Annotated in this window: 15 protein-coding genes and 4 tRNA genes; 13 read left to right on the forward strand and 6 right to left on the reverse strand. The window is 64.8% G+C overall.

Annotated elements, in window-relative coordinates; all coding sequences use genetic code 11:
* Positions 1–42: 42 nt before the first annotated feature.
* On the reverse strand, positions 43–1,263 hold the full coding sequence (locus tag ABE960_RS11290; protein ID WP_349762383.1) for an argininosuccinate synthase: 1,221 nt from the start codon (positions 1,261–1,263) through the stop codon (positions 43–45).
* Between the two features lie 160 nt (positions 1,264–1,423).
* Between ABE960_RS11290 and rnt the strand changes: the two genes are divergently transcribed.
* Entirely contained in the window at positions 1,424–2,089 is a 666-nt protein-coding gene (gene rnt, locus ABE960_RS11295; protein WP_349762384.1) for a ribonuclease T, read from the forward strand.
* Between the two features lie 148 nt (positions 2,090–2,237).
* Here the strand turns inward: rnt and grxD are convergent, their stop codons facing one another.
* Entirely contained in the window at positions 2,238–2,588 is a 351-nt protein-coding gene (gene grxD, locus ABE960_RS11300; RefSeq protein WP_349762385.1) for a Grx4 family monothiol glutaredoxin, read from the reverse strand.
* A 193-nt stretch (positions 2,589–2,781) separates the two neighbouring features.
* Between grxD and argF the strand changes: the two genes are divergently transcribed.
* The 4 genes from argF to ABE960_RS11320 all read left to right on the forward strand — a co-directional run bounded on the left by argF (position 2,782) and on the right by ABE960_RS11320 (position 6,553).
* Positions 2,782–3,702, forward strand: coding sequence for an ornithine carbamoyltransferase (argF, locus tag ABE960_RS11305; RefSeq protein ID WP_349762386.1), 921 nt, complete (start codon positions 2,782–2,784; stop codon positions 3,700–3,702).
* Positions 3,703–3,799: 97 nt separating this feature from the next.
* Complete coding sequence (locus tag ABE960_RS11310; RefSeq protein WP_349762387.1) at positions 3,800–4,105, forward strand: hypothetical protein; 306 nt, start codon at positions 3,800–3,802, stop codon at positions 4,103–4,105.
* Positions 4,106–4,370: 265 nt separating this feature from the next.
* Positions 4,371–5,507 (forward strand): alcohol dehydrogenase catalytic domain-containing protein, encoded by a 1,137-nt coding sequence (locus ABE960_RS11315; RefSeq protein WP_349762763.1) that lies wholly within the window; start codon positions 4,371–4,373, stop codon positions 5,505–5,507.
* Entirely contained in the window at positions 5,504–6,553 is a 1,050-nt protein-coding gene (locus ABE960_RS11320) for a proline racemase family protein (protein WP_349762388.1), read from the forward strand. Before ABE960_RS11315 ends, ABE960_RS11320 begins: the two co-directional genes overlap by 4 nt.
* An 80-nt stretch (positions 6,554–6,633) precedes the next feature.
* Here ABE960_RS11320 and ABE960_RS11325 read toward each other — a convergent pair whose 3' ends face one another.
* The 4 genes from ABE960_RS11325 to ABE960_RS11340 form a co-directional block, all read right to left on the reverse strand.
* The gene (locus ABE960_RS11325) at positions 6,634–7,740 is read right to left on the reverse strand and encodes a Glu/Leu/Phe/Val family dehydrogenase (protein ID WP_349762389.1); all 1,107 of its coding nucleotides are present in this window, start codon (positions 7,738–7,740) and stop codon (positions 6,634–6,636) included.
* A 100-nt stretch (positions 7,741–7,840) separates the two neighbouring features.
* Positions 7,841–8,944 (reverse strand): DUF4236 domain-containing protein, encoded by a 1,104-nt coding sequence (locus tag ABE960_RS11330; RefSeq protein ID WP_349762390.1) that lies wholly within the window; start codon positions 8,942–8,944, stop codon positions 7,841–7,843.
* A gap of 136 nt (positions 8,945–9,080) precedes the next feature.
* Positions 9,081–9,683 (reverse strand): nitrilase-related carbon-nitrogen hydrolase, encoded by a 603-nt coding sequence (locus ABE960_RS11335; RefSeq protein WP_349762391.1) that lies wholly within the window; start codon positions 9,681–9,683, stop codon positions 9,081–9,083.
* A gap of 396 nt (positions 9,684–10,079) precedes the next feature.
* Positions 10,080–10,155, reverse strand: a tRNA-Ala gene (locus tag ABE960_RS11340).
* A gap of 226 nt (positions 10,156–10,381) precedes the next feature.
* Here ABE960_RS11340 and ABE960_RS11345 point away from each other — a divergent pair.
* From ABE960_RS11345 to nadB, 8 genes are all read left to right on the forward strand, one after another.
* A complete protein-coding gene (locus ABE960_RS11345; protein ID WP_349762392.1) occupies positions 10,382–11,029 on the forward strand; it encodes a response regulator in 648 nt (215 codons plus the stop codon).
* A 70-nt stretch (positions 11,030–11,099) separates the two neighbouring features.
* Positions 11,100–12,914, forward strand: a complete 1,815-nt coding sequence (gene uvrC, locus ABE960_RS11350) for an excinuclease ABC subunit UvrC (RefSeq protein ID WP_349762393.1) — start codon at positions 11,100–11,102, stop codon at positions 12,912–12,914.
* Positions 12,915–12,980: 66 nt separating this feature from the next.
* Positions 12,981–13,532 carry a CDP-diacylglycerol--glycerol-3-phosphate 3-phosphatidyltransferase gene (gene pgsA / locus ABE960_RS11355; RefSeq protein WP_349762394.1) on the forward strand — a complete coding sequence of 184 codons (552 nt, stop codon included), beginning with the start codon at positions 12,981–12,983 and terminating at the stop codon, positions 13,530–13,532.
* Positions 13,533–13,592: 60 nt separating this feature from the next.
* Positions 13,593–13,667: transfer RNA gene (locus ABE960_RS11360), tRNA-Gly, on the forward strand.
* A 118-nt stretch (positions 13,668–13,785) separates the two neighbouring features.
* A tRNA-Cys gene (locus tag ABE960_RS11365) sits at positions 13,786–13,859 on the forward strand.
* A gap of 32 nt (positions 13,860–13,891) precedes the next feature.
* Positions 13,892–13,978: transfer RNA gene (locus tag ABE960_RS11370), tRNA-Leu, on the forward strand.
* 58 nt (positions 13,979–14,036) lie between these two features.
* Positions 14,037–15,197, forward strand: coding sequence for an FUSC family protein (locus tag ABE960_RS11375; RefSeq protein ID WP_349762395.1), 1,161 nt, complete (start codon positions 14,037–14,039; stop codon positions 15,195–15,197).
* On the forward strand, positions 15,178–16,782 hold the full coding sequence (gene nadB / locus ABE960_RS11380) for an L-aspartate oxidase (RefSeq protein ID WP_349762396.1): 1,605 nt from the start codon (positions 15,178–15,180) through the stop codon (positions 16,780–16,782). The genes ABE960_RS11375 and nadB overlap by 20 nt, the downstream gene beginning before the upstream one ends.
* The last annotated feature ends 2 nt before the right edge of the window (positions 16,783–16,784 follow it).

Below are 16,784 nucleotides of genomic sequence, written 5' to 3' on the forward strand. Positions count from 1 at the left end.
TGAACAGGAAGACGCCGGCACGCAGCCGACGTCGGGGGAACATCAGTCCTGACGACGACCCTTGCCGGCGGCGATCCGCAGGCGCAGGGCGTTGAGCTTGATGAAGCCCTCGGCATCCTTCTGGTCGTAGGCGCCGGCATCGTCCTCGAAGGTTGCGATGGACTCGTCGAAGAGCGAGGCGTCGGACTTGCGACCGGCCACGACGGCACTGCCCTTGTAGAGCTTCATGCGCACCACACCGGAGACGTTCTTCTGTGTCTCGTCGATGGCGGCCTGCAGCATGCGACGCTCCGGGCTCCACCAGTAGCCGTTGTAGATTACCTCGGCGTACCTGGGCATCAGCTCGTCCTTGAGGTGGGCCTCCTCGCGGTCGAGGGTCAGCGACTCGATGGCGCGATGGGCGCGCAGCATGATGGTGCCCCCCGGGGTCTCGTAGCAACCGCGTGACTTCATGCCCACATAGCGGTTCTCGACGATATCGAGACGGCCGATGCCGTTGTCACCACCCAACTTGTTGAGCTTCTCGAGCACATCATGGGGCTTCATCGGTACGCCGTCGATGGCCACGATATCGCCCCGCTCGTAGGTCAGGTCGATATAGGTGGGGGTGTCCGGCGCTGCTTCCGGCGAGACGCTCCAGCGCCACATGTCCTCCTCGGCCTCGACCCAGGGATCCTCGAGAATGCCGCCCTCGTAGGAAATGTGCAGCAGGTTGGCATCCATTGAATACGGTGACTTCTTCTTGTTGGAGGAGAAGTCCACCGGGATGTCGTGCTGCTCGCAGTAGGCCATCAGCTTCTCGCGGGAGTTGAGGTCCCACTCGCGCCACGGCGCGATCACCTTGACGCCCGGCTTCAGGGCATAGGCGCCGAGCTCGAAGCGCACCTGGTCATTGCCCTTGCCGGTGGCGCCGTGGGAGATGGCATCGGCGCCGGTCTGGTTGGCAATCTCGATCAGGCGACGGGCGATCAGCGGGCGGGCGATGGAGGTGCCCAGCAGGTACTCGCCCTCGTAGAGGGTGTTGGCACGGAACATCGGGTAGACGTAGTCGCGCACGAACTCCTCGCGAAGATCCTCGATGTGGATCTCCTTGACGCCCAGAGCCTGGGCCTTGGCACGCGCGGGTTCGACTTCCTCGCCCTGACCGATGTCCGCGGTGAAGGTCACGACCTCACAGTCATAGGTTTCCCGCAACCACTTGACGATGACGGACGTGTCCAGGCCGCCGGAATAGGCGAGCACGACCTTCTTGACATCGGACATGCTGAGGCTCCTCTAGCTAACGATCATGAAGGGGGAAAATTGAAGGGTTGGGATTATAGCGCGCCGAGCCTCCAGCGAATACCGGCGACGGGACTCGCTGCAGCCAAGCTGATAGACTTTCGCGGTCTAGAGATACGATGGCCCAGACAAGGAGAGGTGCATGAGCGAGGCGATGGCCCGCGAACTCATGGCGCAGCGTTTCCGCAGCTTCCTGCCCGTGGTGGTGGACCTGGAAACCGGCGGATTCAACCCCGAAGGGGATGCGATACTCGAGATCGCCGCGGTGACCCTGACCATGGACCCGGAAGGCAACCTGCTGCCCGATGCCACCCATGCCTATCATGTCACGCCCTTCGAGGGGGCCAACGTGGAGCAGTCGGCACTGGACTTTACCGGCATCCGCCTCGATGACCCGCTCCGCCAGCAGGTGGCCGTCAGCGAGGCCGAGGCCCTCGGCGAGATCTTCCGCCCCGTGCGCAAGGCCATCAAGTCCCATGGCTGCACCCGCGCCGTGCTGGTCGGCCACAACGCGGCCTTCGATCACGGCTTCCTGAATGCGGCCGTGGCCCGCTGCGGCATCAAGCGCAACCCCTTCCACCCCTTCTCGAGCTTCGATACCGCATCGCTGGGCGGCCTGGTCTACGGCCAGACCGTGCTGGCCCGAGCCTGCCGGGCCGCCGGCATCGAATTCGACAACAGCGCCGCCCACTCGGCCCGCTACGACACAGAGCGAACCGCCGAGCTGTTCTGCGCCATGGTCAATCGCTACAAGGACCTGGGCGGCTGGGCACTGGCCCAGCGGGAACAAGGAGTGGAAGAGGCGTAGCGCCCAGATCATTGGCCCGGCCCCTCAGATACGACCACCAAGGCTGAGGTCAAATGACACGGCCCTCAAGACAGAGCCCCCAGAACAGAAATCCCCCGCAGGCCCAAGCCTGCGGGGGATTTCTGTGTCACGGCCTGGACCGATGGCATCAGGCCTGGGCATCGCCCTCGTCGGCCTGGACACGGGCAGCCGCTGCCTTGATCAGCGTCTCCAGTTCGCCGGACTCGTGCATCTCGGCGACGATGTCGCAACCGCCCACCAGTTCACCCTCGACCCACAGCTGCGGGAAGGTCGGCCAGTTGGCGACCTTGGGCAGCTCGGCGCGGATGTCCGGATTGTCCAGCACGTTGACGAAGGCAAAGCGCTCACCGCAGGCCATCAGGGCCTGGACGGTCTGGGCGGAAAAGCCGCACTGGGGCATCTGGGGGCTGCCCTTCATGTAGATCAGGATGGGGTTCTCACCGATCTGACGCTGGATGTTCTCGACGGTAGTGCTCATGACGTCTCCCTCTTCTCGCTTGACGTGAGTCTGGCTAGACTGAATCTCTGTTGATAGAGGCCGCGGCAGCGTCCTGGCAATACCCGAGTACGCTGGTCAGCCTTATGTATGGGGCCATTCTACTCATGCCGAGCGCGTTGCGCATCCCCCGTGGGCTGGCTAGGATGGTCGTTTTTTCCCGTGGAGCGATCCCATGGCCACCCGCCACTTTCTCAACCTGCTCGACCTCAGTCCGGACGAGTTGCGCTACCTGATCCAGCGCGCCATCTCGATCAAGAACGGCCTGAAGACCCACGGGCCCACCTACACGCCCTTCGCCAATCGCACATTGGCGATGATCTTCGAGAAGTCCTCGACCCGCACCCGGGTCTCCTTCGAGACCGCCATGGCGCAATTCGGCGGCCATGCGCTTTTCCTGTCGTCTAAGGACACCCAGCTCGGCCGTGGCGAGCCCATCGGCGACACCGCCCGCGTACTGTCGGAGATGGTCGATGCGGTGATGATCCGCACCTTCGCCCATGAAGGCCTGGAGACCTTCGCGGCCGCGAGCACGGTGCCCGTGATCAACGCCCTGACCGATGACTACCACCCCTGTCAGTTACTCGCCGATGTCATGACCTGGACCGAGCTGCGTGGCAGCGTCAAGGGACGCACCGCCGTGTGGATCGGCGACGGCAACAACATGTGCCACTCGTGGATCAATGCCGCACGCCAGTTCGACTTCCAGCTACGCATCTGCTGCCCGGAGGGTTACGAGCCCCGCCAGGACATCCTGGCCGCCGCCGGTGACAGGGTGAGTATCCTGCGCGACCCGATGGAGGCCGTGATGGACGCCGATCTGGTCACCACCGACGTCTGGGCCTCCATGGGCCAGGAGGAGGAGCAGGCGAAACGCGAGTCGGACTTCAGGGGCCTGCAGGTCACCGAGGCGTTGCTCGATCGCGCCAGGGAGGATGTGCTCTTCCTCCACTGCCTGCCCGCCCACCGCGGCGAGGAGATCAGCATGACCCTGCTCGATGATCCGCGTGCCGTGGTCTGGCAGGAGGCGGGCAACCGCCTGCACGCACAGAAGGCACTGCTCGAATTCCTCCTGCTGGGGCCGGTGGAGAGCTGACGGGGCGGCAGCGGAGGATGTAGACCTTGGTATGACATAGACCTTAGTCTCATGTATACTGCACTGCAGCAGAATCCAACTCAGGAGATGCGGCAGCATGAGACACGACCTCCCCAGTACCGACGGCATGCAACGCAGCCTGCGGCAGTGCCTCTCCAACATGGCCGCCATGCTCTACCGCCAAGGCCATGTCCTCGAGACGGTCACCGTCGCCCACCGCGGCCTAGACCACCACGCACTCAAGGCCTTGAACGCTGCCTCCAGCGACTGGCCCCCCTGCCAGCGCATCCTCGAAAACAGCCAGGCCGCTACCTGGAACGACCAGCAACGACTGGTGCTGACCAGCCTCGGCCGAGAGCTGCTGTTCGATATGTTCGGCGAGGGCGCCGCCGACTGCGCTTGAACCTGATCAGCTTGATGCCTGCCTAGGGAACAAGCGTACTTCACGCCCGCCTCACTTCGTCATCCAGCCTGTTCCATCATGTCTGCAGTTGGATGGCTGATGGGAAAACGCCCGGATGCTCCGGCCTCACACCGACGGACATGACCGACTCTTTGGGGAGACCGATAGGGATGACTCCGGAACGAAGAAGTCTGCTATCGTCTGCTCGAACCGAGAAGTTTATGAAAGGAGGCACCCCGTGAGCAGCGAGAGAGTTCCCGAGACCATGGCGGCCATGCTGCTGACAGGGCATGGCGACGTAGATAAGCTGATCTATCGCGAGGACGTGGCCGTACCCCAGCCCGGGCCCGGTGAGGTGCTGGTCCGGGTCACGGCGACGGCGAAGAACAATACCGATCGCAAGGCCCGCGAGGGACTCTACCCCACCAAGGACAAGGGCGAGGTGACCTCCTTCGCCATGGGCGGCTCGCCGACCCTGACCTTTCCGCGCATCCAGGGGGCCGATGTGGCCGGACGCATCGCCGCCGTGGGCGAAGGCGTCGAGTCGTCGCGCATCGGCGAGCGGGGCCTGCTGGACTTCAACCTCTATCCCGATGACCGGCGCGACCTCAACCTGATGCCGGACTACTACGGCCATGGCGCCGATGGCGGCTTCGCCGAGTACGTAGCGGTGCCGGCGGACCAGTTCCACCACGTGCCGAACCCCGGGCTCGCCGATGCCGAGCTCGCCGCCATGGGCATGTGCTCCTACCAGACCGCCTATCACATGATGACCTCGGCCCGCGTCGCCGCAGGCGAGCGGGTACTGGTCACCGGTGCCAGCGGTGGCGTGGGCACGGCTCTGATCCAGCTGTGCCGGATCGTCGGCGCCATCCCCTTTGCGGTGAGCCAGCCGGACAAGGCCGACGCCCTGCTGGCAATGGGCGCCGAGGCGGTCATCGACCGCGGAGATCTGCCGACCTTCGTCGACCGGGTGCTCGAGGCCACCGCAGGCGCCCCCATCGACGCCGTGATGGATCTGGTGGGCGGCGAGATGACCGACCGCTTCATCGATACCATGATCGTCTACATGCACAAGCGCAGCACCTACCCGCGCCTGTCCATCGCCGGGGCCAGCGGTGGGAACCTCAGCGAGATCATGTGGACGCGCGTCTATCTCTATCAGGTGCAGATCTTCGGTGTCTCCCATGGCACCCGCGAGGAGGCCGAACAGCTGGTGGCCTGGATACGCTCGAGCCAGCTCAGGCCGATACTGCATGCCGCCTTCCGGCTCTCCGAGCTGCGTGAGGCCGAACGCTACTTCGTCAACCGCGGCAGCAACTATCTGGGGAAGATCGTGATCGTCCCCGACGCGCAATGGGCCGAGCATGGCGAGCCTTTCGCACTCGAGGGACAATCATGAGCCAGGAACTGACCCTGCGACTGATCGACACCCATGCCGGCGGCGATGTCAGCCGAATCGTGGTCGGCGGCATAGAGCCGTTGCCCGGCGCCACCGTCCGCGACCAGATGCACTACCTGCGCGACGACGCGGACGGCCTGCGCCGGCTGCTGCTGGAGGAACCCTACGGCATTCCCGAGATGTCGGTGGACCTGCTGGTGCCCGCAAGCGACCCCGAGGCCGTGGTGGGATACATCATCATGGAGGTGATGGGCTACCCGATCTATTCCGGCTCCAACACCATCTGTACCGCCACGGCGGTACTGGAGAGCGGCCTGGTCCCCAAGCAGGAGGGACGCCAGCACTTCAAGCTCGAGGCCCCGGCAGGGCTGGTGCAGATCGAGGCAGTGGTCGAGAACGGAGTGGTGGAAGCGATCACCTGTGCAGGGCTGCCGAGCTATATCGACACCTATCGCGCCAGCGTCCATGTGCCCTCCCTGGGCGAGGTGACCTACAGCGTTGCCTACAGCGGCGGCTTCTACGCCCTGGTGGACGCCACCGAACTGGGTTTCTCCCTGGTGCGCGAGGAGGAGCGGGCACTGGCCGAGTGCGCCCACCGGATCGTCGAGGCGATCCGGGCCGAGCGCGACTTCTCGCATTACACCCTGGGCGACGTGGGGCCTCTGCCCTTCCTGCATTTCATGGGGCCCGTCGAGCGGGTCACCAACGACTTCTACCGCTCCCGCTCCACCACCTATGTGCACCCGGGGGTAATCTGCCGCAGCACGACCGGCACCGGCACCTCGGCCCGGCTGGCACTGATGCAACATGAGGGAAGCATCCAGCCGGGCGACCGGCTGGAAACCGTCTCGTTGCGCGAGACCGGCTTCATCGGCGAGTTCACCGATACGCGACAGGAAGGGCCCCATACGGTCGTGGAGAACACCATCACCGGCAAGAGTTACGTGCTGGCCCACTCCGACATCGTGGTCAACTGCGACGACCCCCTGGTGGAGTGCGCCGGCCTGCAGCATATCCTCACCGGGGGCAAGGCCGCGTCAGACTGACGGCTTCTCACGACGGACTTCCCCGTGCGTGACCTCTTCGGCCGGTCGTTGGACCCGCCGGAGAGCAATGTACCCGAGGCTCAGCAGGTCCGGCGATAGCGCATGGCGGCCAGGACCCGCTCCCTGGCCATCTCGACGGCGGCGTGGCGCGGCAGCACCCTCCCCCGCTCGGCCCGGCGCAACACTTCCGAGACATTGGCGCGGATCTTCTCCGCGATGCTGTCAAGTGCCTCTCCCTGGCGGCCACCGTGATACTCCACCGCCGCGCAGATCACCCCACCGGCATTGACGATGAAGTCCGGCAGCACCAGAACGCCGCGCTCGGCAAGCCGCCTCTCGGCCCCCTCGGTCAGCGGGATATTGGCCCCCTCCGCCACGACCCGGGCACGCAGGCGCTCCACATTGCCCTCGTGGATGACGTCGGGCCGTGCCGCAGGGATCCAGATGTCGCACTCGGCATCGATGATCGAATCCCGCGGCCTCGCCTCCCCACCCGGGAAGTCCGCCACCGGCTGGCCCCTCCGCTTCCAGTCGATCAACGCCGGCACATCGAGGCCCTCGGCATGATGAAGGCACCCCGATGAATCCGAGGCCGCCACGATCAGGGCGCCCCGCTCGGCGAGAAAGCGCGCCGCATGCATGCCGACCGCTCCGAACCCCTGCAGGGCGACCCGTGCCCCGGACAGGGGGAGACCTCCGAAGGGCGCGGACGTCTCGAGTGCCACGGCGAGGCCGAATCCGGTGGCGCCGATCTCGTCCAGCGGAATGCCGCCAATCTCACGTGGAAGCCCCACCGAGCGGCCGATCATGTCGTGCACCCAGGCCATGGCGGTCTCGTCGGTGCCCATGTCCGGACCGGGGATGTAGTCCTGCACGTCCTTCAATGCATGGGCGTAGGCGCGCACCAGCCGCTCCTTGTCGGCGGCCGGCATCTTCGGGTCGGCGAAGATCACCGCCTTGGCGCCGCCATGGGGCAGCCCCGCCGCCGCGTTCTTGAGGGTCATCGCACGGGCCAGCCGCGCGCATTCCTCCAGGCTCACGTCGGGTGCCATGCGCGTCCCGCCGATGGCCGGACCGGCCGCCACGTTGTCGACCACCAGAATGCCCCTGAGACCGGTCGCCGGGTCATGCAGGTAGAGGACCTTCTCCGGCCCCAGATCGTCGGCTAGTTCGAAGGCATCGTCCATCATCGTCCCCCCATTATCGCGCCCTTGAGATCAAGCTAGCAGGCTTCGCCCGGGGGCGGAGGGACAGTAGCCTCCTTGCCGACCATCCATCGCCTGTGGCCTAGCGCCAGCGCCAGTCCGGCTCGAAGGGCTTTATATCGCGAAATTCCCCGCTGCGAGTCATGTCGCGGCGCAGGGTGAAGGCTTCGATGGCCTCGACCGGATCGAGGTGCTCCAGTCGGTCAAAGTCGAGTCGCTCCCACTGCTCGCGGGTGACCTTGACGCTGAAGAGGTAGCGTTGGGGGCTGTCACCGGCGTCCGGGTCCGTGACCCGACGATAGCCCGACACCAGGGCGAGCTCGATCCGGGGCAATCGCGCGAATGCCGCCCCCAGCACGCGAAAGGCCACGCCATACAGGTAGTCCCGATAGAGTTGATGCTGCCGAGTGACCGTCAGCTTGTGCGGCGAGAGCTTGATCCGCTTGGCGGGCATGCTCCAGTGGCGGTCGGGCATTTCCTCCTCGCCGGGCATGTCGATATCCACCGCGATGGTGCGAAAATCGTCAACCAGATCGAAATCTATCAGCGTCTCGCGGGGCCAGTCGATCTCCTCCAGTCGATCGGCCAGCGTCTGCTGCATGGCCTCCGGGTCGTCAAAGGTCGCATTGTCTTCTCGTTGCTGCCGCTGGAATTCTCGGGCATCGAACTTGGCCTTGCGCCACTCCCAGGCACGATAGGCCTCTTCATGCTCGGCCTGGCGCCAGGCATTCTCCTGCTGAACCCGCTGCCGAGCCGGGGTCCAGATGTCCTGCCACCAGGAAGGCCGTATCAGAGCGACCGGCAAGGGAGGTGGCTCCGGATAGCTGCATGGCTGATACCCGATGGAATCCGGCGACGGGGTCTGCTCATGCATCCGGCCGAGCCGTTCGAGATCAGCATTGAGGCGATCGCAGTGCGCCTGAAGTGCATCGCGGAGGTCTTCCTCGGCATCACGCCGCAATTCGCGAGCCCCGGACGTGTTCATTCGGGAGCCATCGGCATTCCGATAACGGATCTCACCGCTGGCGGTGATCTCGAGGTTGACCGGCAGTCCCTCGCCTTCCTCCCCCCGCCTGACCACCAGGCTGATGCCAGGCGGGCCGACCGAGAGGCCCGGGCGAAGCCTGGTGGTGATGAGTCGCGCACCGGGTGCGAGACGAATGCGACGCTGGAAGCGAGACTCCACGATGACCTCCCCTATGGCCTGATCAAGGCTATAGCCTACTGCAGCGCCCGTGCGTCGTGATAGGAGGATGATCCCAAATGGGGCCAAATCGTCACAGTGATTCGTTACCGCAGCCCTTGAAGGGTCCGAGACGAGGTCAGGTCGGTTCGGTGATCAACCCGTAGGTCTCGGGGCGGCGGTGCAGCTTGAAGTTGAAGATGTGTTCGCGGATTTCGCGAGTGCGATCCAGATCGCATGGATAGCTGAGCAGTTCGTCTTCCAGCGTATCGGCCTGGGCGACGATCTCGCCGGTGGGCGCGATGATACAGCTCTCACCCAGAAGGTCGCAGCCCTCTTCCCTGCCCGCCTTGGCGACGCCAACCACCCACATGCCGTTCTGGTAGGCTCCCGCCTGCATGCAAAGCTGGTTATGGAAGCCCTGCAGGTGGTCATGGGTCGGCACCGGCGGGTAGTGAATCGGGGTGTTGTAACCGAGCATCATCAGTTCCGTCCCCTGCAGAGCCAGCATGCGGTAGGTTTCCGGCCAGCGACGGTCGTTGCACAACGCCATGCCCATGGTGCCGCCGAAGGCCTGCCAGGTGCCGAAGCCCTGGTTGCCGGGTTCGAAGTAGCGCTTCTCGAGATGCTGGAACGGGCGCCAGGGTTCATGTTCATGATGACCGGGCAGATGCACCTTGCGGTATTTGCCGACGATGTCGCCGCGGCCATCGACGAGGCCAGCGAGTAAGCCTTGCCGCACCTGGCCACGCCTCATGACTGTGGCGTGGCACCAGCGCGACGCAAGTCCCGGGGGAAGAAGCCAAGGCTTCTTCCCCCGTTTTATTGATGGCGACCACGCTCAACCTGGTCATGTGCTGCCTAGCAGTGGTGGCTCGCCGAACAGGCCAGTGCGCTAGACCCAGTGCATTAGAGCCAGCGCTTAAGGCCTCCTGCCACCGGCATTCGGGGCCTCGAGCGTCTTACGCCTTGCGCTTGTTAAGCCTTTGGTTTCTTACGGTAGGGCAGGTAGGTAGGCAAGCCATGAATTCTCTCTGTCGACAGGCCGGAGCCCCTATGACAATGCTGCCAACTTTTTCGAACACACGAAAAAGCCGCTTGATGCAGTGCATCAAGCGGCTGATTCTTTGAAACTTGTTGGTGGAGCCTAGCGGGATCGAACCGCTGACCTCAACACTGCCAGTGTTGCGCTCTCCCAGCTGAGCTAAGGCCCCACTACGTCTCGCCTTGCGAGAACGGGGCGAATTCTACGATGAGCATTGGCATTCGTCAAGCCCGAAGACGCTGCTCATCCCTTCTCCATTGTGCCAATTACACTTAGCATTAGAATGTGCCACCCTAGTGCCAATGTAACATCGAGCCGGTCAACACGCAGGCGAGGCCTCGTACCGGACTCGTCTGGAGACGACTCACACTCATTCCGTTTGAGGAGCATCCTCGTTGATCAGGGTTCTTGTCGCCGATGACCACCACCTGGTACGGACCAGTATCGCCCACCTGCTGAATGCCGAGCGCGGTATCCGCGTGGTCGGCGAGGCCGTCAATGGTGAGGAGGCGGTCATCAAGGCGCGCAAGCTCGAGCCGGACATCGTGCTGATGGACATCCGCATGCCCGGAATCGGGGGGCTGGAGGCTACGCGCAAGATTAACCGCTTCGCCGGTGATATCCGCATCCTGGTACTGACGGCCTTCATCGAGGAGACATTTGCCCAGCGTCTGCTCGAGGCCGGAGCCCACGGCTTCATCAGCAAGGGCTGCCACCAGGACGAGATGATCGAGGCCATCCACTGCGTGTTCGACGGCAAGCGCTATGTCAGCCCCGAGATCGCCCAGCGATTGGTGCTGTCGCGCATCGATGCGCCGGTCAATCCCTTCGACGAGCTGTCCCAGCGCGAACTCCAGGTGGCGATGATGGTCGTCAATTGCCAGCGCGTCGCCGACATCGCCGACCTCATGTTTCTCAGCCCGAAGACCGTCAACACCTACCGCTATCGCATCTTCGAGAAGCTCGGCGTGGCCTCCGATGTCGAGCTGACCCATCTGGGACTTCGCCATGGCCTGGTGGACGGCTTCACCACCCCCGATTGAGCCCTTATGCTCCAGGCCGGGTCTGATAGAATGATCACTCCGATTTCTTCTCTTCCGGCACGCCGCGACCATGAGCTTCGATTCCCGCGACTTCCTCGGCAGCGTCAGCGAGTCACCTGGGGTCTATCGCATGCTCGACGAGCAGGGCGAAACCCTTTATATCGGCAAGGCCCGCAGGCTTCGGGCGCGCCTCGCGAGCTACTTCCGTGGCGCGCTGAACACCAAGACCCAGGCCCTGGTGGGCCGTATCGCCGACATCCAGGTCACGGTGACCAACAGCGAGACCGAGGCGCTGCTGCTCGAACAGACGCTGATCAAGGAACTGCGACCGCCGTATAACATCCTGCTGCGCGACGACAAGTCCTACCCGTTCGTCTTCGTCACCGACCGCCACCCCTTCCCGGCCCTTGAATACAAGCGCGCCCGAGTACGTCGTGACGACGGGCGCTACCTGGGGCCCTACCCCAGCAGCGGTGCCGTTCGCGAGAGCCTGTCGTTGATGCAGAAGATCTTTCGCATCCGCAACTGCGAGGACAGCGTCTTCGCCCACCGCACCCGGCCCTGCCTGCAGTACCAGATCCAACGCTGCAGTGCGCCCTGTGTGGACTACATCAGCGAAGCCGACTATCGGCGCGACCTGGAACATGCGGTGATGTGCCTGGAGGGCAAAAGCGAGGCGGTGACCCGGGAGTTGAGCGACGCCATGGAGGCCGCCAGCGCCTGCCTGGACTTCGAGGAGGCCGCCCGGCTTCGTGACCAGGTCCAGCACCTGCGCCAGATGCAGCAGCGACAGTTCGTCGACACCGGAAGCGGCGATGCCGACGTCTTCGCCCTGGCCAGCAGGCCCGGCGCGCTGTGCATCTCGGTGCTCACGGTGCGCCAGGGCCGACTGCTGGGGGCCCGGCACCATGCCCCGGCCAACGGACTGGACCTTGGGCCCGAGGCGCTGCTCGGCGACTTCCTCAGCCAGTTCTACCTGGGCCAGGCCCGAGAGATTCCTGCCGAGGTGATCACCAGCCATCCGGTGCCCGATGCCGACCTGATCGCCCGGGCCCTGGGCGAACGTGCCGGCAAGCACATTCGCCTGACCGACCAGGTCCGCGGCCATCGTGCGCAATGGCGCGAGCTGGCCCGCACCAATGCAGAACAACAGCTGGCCAGCCAACTGGCCAGCCAGACCCAATTGTCCAAGCGCTTCGAGGCACTGCGCGAGGCACTGCACCTCGAGATCACGCCGCAGCGGCTGGAATGCTTCGACATCAGTCACAGCCATGGAGAGGCCACCGTGGCCTCCTGCGTGGTGTTCGACGAGAACGGTCCGCGCAAGTCCGACTATCGACGCTTCAATATCGAGGGCGTGGCCGCCGGCGACGACTATGCCGCCATGCGCCAGGCCCTGACCCGTCGCTTCAAGCGCCTCGCCGAAGGAGAGGGCGAAAAGCCGGACATCCTGATCGTCGATGGCGGCAAGGGGCAGCTGAGCATGGCCCGTGAGGTCTTCGGCGAACTGAACGTCAGCGGTGTCACGCTGCTCGGCGTGGCAAAGGGCACCACCCGCAAGGCGGGCCTGGAGACGCTGTTCGTCGAAACCGTAGAACGCAGCCTGGACCTCGATGGCGCCTCCCCGGCCCTGCATCTGATCCAGCATATCCGCGACGAATCCCATCGCTTCGCCATCGCGGGCCATCGGGCGCGACGGGACAAGACCCGGCGTACTTCAACCCTTCAGGACATCCCGGGAATCGGCCCGCGCCGGCGCCGAGAGCTGCTGCGCTTCTTCGGTGGCCTGCAGGGGGTCAGGCAAGCCAGTCGCGAGGAACTGACCAGGGTTCCGGGCATCAGTGCCACCCTGGCCGAGACGATTCATCGCGCCCTGCATGGATGAGCCGGGCCCGGACGGATAGAATGAGGGAGTTTCCCGGCACCCCCAAGGCAAGGACCGCAGCTCCCGATGAACATACCCAACCTCCTCACCCTGGCCAGAATCCTCTTCATTCCACTGCTGGTGGTGCTGTTCTACCTGCCCTTCACCTGGAGCATGCCCCTGGCCGCCGCGTTGTTCGCCCTGGCAGCCGTGACGGATTGGCTGGACGGCTACCTGGCGCGGCGCTGGAACCAGTCCACCCCCTTCGGCGCCTTCCTCGACCCGGTGGCCGACAAGCTGATGGTCACCGTGGCCCTGGCCCTGCTGATCGAGCGCTATGATGCGGTCTGGCTGACTCTGCCGGCGCTGGTGATCATCGGCCGCGAGATCGTCATCTCCGCCCTTCGTGAATGGATGGCCGAAATGGGCAAACGGGGCCAGGTGTCGGTCTCATGGATCGGCAAGGTCAAGACCACGCTGCAGATGGTTGCCCTGCTGGTGCTGCTGGCGTTCGTCCCCGGCAGCCCCATCGCCCTGCTGGGTATGGTGACCCTCTATGTGGCCGCCCTGCTGACGCTCTGGTCGATGATCCTCTACCTCAGGGCGGCTTGGCCTCACCTGAGCAGTTCCATGCATTGAATATTCACAAAAAGTGTTTGACAGTCACCGACTTATCCGTATAATTCGCTCTCGAGTCAGGCGGGAATAGCTCAGTGGTAGAGCATCGCCTTGCCAAGGCGAGGGTCGCGAGTTCGAATCTCGTTTCCCGCTCCAGACTCAAAGAGCACCAAAAAAGAGTCAACGCGTGCGACAGTGAGGGTCGCGAGCCGGAACGCCGGTCCGATCCAATCTCGTTTCCCGCTCCATTCCCCACGAATGGCACGACTCCTGAGGCTGGATGGCAGAGTGGTTATGCAGCGGACTGCAACTCCGTGTACGCCGGTTCGATTCCGACTCCAGCCTCCATTATTCACCAGTTGCCCGCTCGGAACCGTGCCGCCCGGATGGCGAAATTGGTAGACGCAAGGGACTTAAAATCCCTCGGTGGCAACACCGTGCCGGTTCGAGCCCGGCTCCGGGCACCAGCTTACCCGCTCTCTTCCGGCAATCGTCGGGCGTGACCCTCCAACGGGACGCCATGTCATGATCCTGCCGCGCCTGCACGACCCATACTTCAACTATCAGCATCGCCGCAAGCTGCATGTGCTGCGCGTCGTGCTGGCCCTCTGCATAACATTCGTCATCATCGAGACCTTCTCCATCCAGCACAGCGGCTGGGCCCTGGTCAGCACCATCATGGTGATGGGCAATCTCCCGCACATCGGAGGGGTGCTCGACAAGGGGCGCCAGCGCCTGGTGGGTACCGTCCTCGGCGCCAGCTGGGGCCTGCTGCTGATCGTGACACCCCTGCCGTGGCCATACCTGGTGCCCATCGGCGCCCTGGCCGGAATTGGTGCCGCCACCTGGTTGACCTTCGGTAACCGGCACGGCTACAGCGGCCTGATGTTTGCCATCAGCCTGCTGCTAGTGATCGGCGACGGCACCCAGGAGCTCGGCATCGCTCTGTGGCGTGCCTTCGACGTACTGCTAGGCACCCTGGTGGGCATCGCAGTCACCCTGCTGGTGCTGCCCCAGAAGGCCACCGACATGATGCGCTTCATGCTGGCCGATAATCTGGACCGCATGGCCCGCCTCTACCATGCTCACACTTCGGCCACGGCGGCGCCTGACATCGATGCCCGCGAGCTGTTGAAGGCCACCAGCAGCCTGCTGGTCAAGCAGCGAGGCCTGGTGGATGCCATCCATCGCGAACGGCGCCTGAGCCGGCAGGAGCTGGACGACATCATCTCGCTGCAGCGGCGCATGCTCTCCACCATCGAACTGCTGCTCGAGACCCACTGGACCAGTCATGATGGGCACGAGCGCATCGACGCCATGACCGGACTCCGCGAAGAGCAGCATACCCTGGCCCGAGGGATAGGCACCCTGGCCTTCCAGGTGCGCACCGGCCAGCCGGTCGATGTGACGATCACCCCCTTCGACCTGCAGCGCCACGCCGCACTGGCCGGCAGTGCCCGATACGACGATGGCCGCATGCTCTTCAGCCCCGGCGGCTACCTGTGGCTCAATCGAGAACTGGCGCGCCTCACCGCCGACCTCACCCAGCGCCTCGGCGGGCTCGAGCGCCTGCCCAGCCGGCGACTGAGGCGACAAGCACCCCATCACGGCCTCATCGAGGACCCATCGGCCATCGAGCGAGCCACAACGCAAGAAGGAAAGGCAGATGACAGACACCAAGCATGAGGTGCTGGTCATCGGCGGCGGGGTCGCCGGGCTGGTACTGGCTCTGGAGGTGGCCGACCATCGCCGGGTCACGCTGCTGCGGCCAGCCAGCGACGATCAGGGTGCCAGTCGCTGGGCCCAGGGCGGCATCGCCGCCGTGCTTTCCCCACAGGACGACATCGAGGCCCATGTCGCCGACACCCTGGTGGCCGGTGATGGGCTGTGCGACGAACGAGCGGTCCGCTTCACCGTCGAGCAGGGTCCTGCCGCCATTGAATGGCTGCTGTCACTGGGGGTCCCCTTCACCCCGGACGCCAGCCCCGACGCCGGCTACCCCTACCACTTGACTCGGGAAGGGGGCCACGGCGCCCGCCGCATCATCCATGCCGACGATGCCACCGGCCGCGCCATGGTCGAGACCCTCTGGCGGCATGTGGATGCACACCCGCAGATCACGCTGCGCGGTGATCTCACGGCCATTGGCCTGATCGGTGACGCCAGAGGCCGCTGCCGGGGAGCACGATGCCTGGACTCGCAAGGCCGGCTGCACGAACTCACGGCCGAAGACACCGTACTCGCCACCGGCGGCGCCAGCGGCCTCTATCGCCACACCACCAGCCCCCAGCCGGCCAGCGGAGAAGGGATGGTGATGGCCGCAGAGCTCGGGGCCGAACTGATGAACCTGGAATTCCAGCAATTCCACCCCACCTGCCTCTACGACCCCGAGGGTCCGGCCTTCCTGATCAGCGAGGCCGTGCGGGGCGAAGGCGGCCTGCTGCTCAACGCCGTCGGCGAGCGCTTCATGCCGGCAGTGGACCCCCGGGCCGAGCTGGCCCCTCGCGACGTGGTCGCCCGAGCCATCGATGCCGAGATGCAGCGTACCGGCACTGATCACGTCTACCTGGACATCCGCCACCTCGGCGAGACCGCCATCCGCCGGCACTTCCCGACCATTCACGCCCACTGTGCCGTCCGGGGACTGGACATCGTCCACCAGCCGATCCCTGTCGTGCCGGCCGCTCACTACAGCTGCGGCGGCGTAAGCACAGACCTGGAGGGCGCCACCACGGTGCCCGGACTACATGCCATCGGCGAAGTCGCCTGCACCGGCCTGCATGGTGCCAATCGCATGGCCAGCAACTCGCTGCTGGAGTGCCTGGTGTATGCCCGCAGTTGCGGAAAGCGTCTGCTTGCGGCCCAGGCCAGGCCAGACGCCGACATTGTGCCGCTGCAATGGGGCAGCCAGGTGGTGGCCCCGGAGATCATCGGGACGATTCGCGACGAGGTGCGCCAGCTGATGAGTGCCCGCGTGGCGATCGTGCGCACCGACCGTGGCCTAGACGAGGCCGCCCGTGAGCTGACCGTGCTGTATCAGGACCTCGCCAATCGGGTCCGGGAGGCCGCCCCCTCGGTGGCGCTATCAAACCTCTGGCATGCCCTGCGCCTGGCGCGCCTCACCGTGGCCTGCGCCCGGGCACGACGAGAATCCCGCGGACTGCATTACAACCCGGATTGCCCTGTCCACGGTGACGCGCATCCGCACCCTTCTCGGATCTGGCTGAAGGACCTCGAGACAAAAGAAGCACCTCGAGACGAAATGAGATGACC

The organism is Halomonas aquatica (assembly GCF_040196335.1).
In the GTDB taxonomy this organism is placed as follows: Bacteria; Pseudomonadota; Gammaproteobacteria; order Pseudomonadales; family Halomonadaceae; genus Halomonas; species Halomonas aquatica.